2 pseudogenes are annotated in these 822 nt (G+C 58.9%); both read right to left on the reverse strand.

The annotated features are described in order from the left end of the window. Nucleotides 1-293 (reverse strand): annotated as a pseudogene (locus AWB81_RS43680) (hypothetical protein); the annotation flags it as partial. A 227-nt stretch (nucleotides 294-520) separates the two neighbouring features. Beyond that, nucleotides 521-822 (reverse strand): annotated as a pseudogene (locus tag AWB81_RS43685) (metallophosphatase family protein); the annotation flags it as partial.

Here is an 822-nt window from a genome sequence, read left to right on the forward strand (position 1 = left end):
TCGGCAGCAGACCACTGGCTTGCATAGCCTTCCTGATACGACCATAGAAGGTGCTGCATTTCAACGGTCGGCGTCACTGCAACCTCGCACGCGCCAGGCGTTGTGGCGAGCAGCAACAGCGTCTGACCGAACTGCGCCAGCACTGCGCCGCGGTACTGGCCGAACGGCTGGTGCTGAATCGCAGGCGTGAAGCCTGCCAAATCGACTAACGACTTTTGAAGATCACGCGATGAGCAGTCGCCCAACGCAAAAGTGCGGACCCAGTTCGGGCCAGCGGGATAAAGACCAAACATGATGCACTCCGTTACGTTGAGCGGAGTGCGGCCCCGGTAGGGATCGCTCCCCGCCAGGGTGAAGAAAAAAATGAACTGCCAGAGAAAGGTCCTGCCACTACGAATCGATGCGTCAAAGACGCGGTGAAACCTCTGTTTCGATAGCGACGATGACAGTCGGCTATCGGAACACTGCTTGCGTGTTCAGGCAAAGGAGCCGTACTGGCCTCCCCCGCATGCGCGGCTATCTACGCCGCGAACAAATCATCGTTAAGCCATAAAAGCTGACTTGCTGAGGCCGACTCGACGATTTCAACCGTCGCATCAGGCATTGGCAATGCCGCTTCCCCAGCGTCGTCATGCGCTTCTTGAAGAGTCGTCAGCGCAGGCGCCGCAATGCTTGACAACGCAGGCAGCGAATCATCTGCGCACGGTTGCGCCAGGTCTGCTTCGGTTAGTCGAGCCAAAACGCAAGCGGCGATCGCTTCTGCGTCCCCGGTTTCAAGCAACTGCAGCCGCTCCAGCAACGGCGCCGGATCGACGTCCGTGT

The sequence above is a fragment of the Caballeronia arationis genome, assembly GCF_001544975.2.
Taxonomy (GTDB): domain Bacteria; phylum Pseudomonadota; class Gammaproteobacteria; order Burkholderiales; family Burkholderiaceae; genus Caballeronia; species Caballeronia arationis.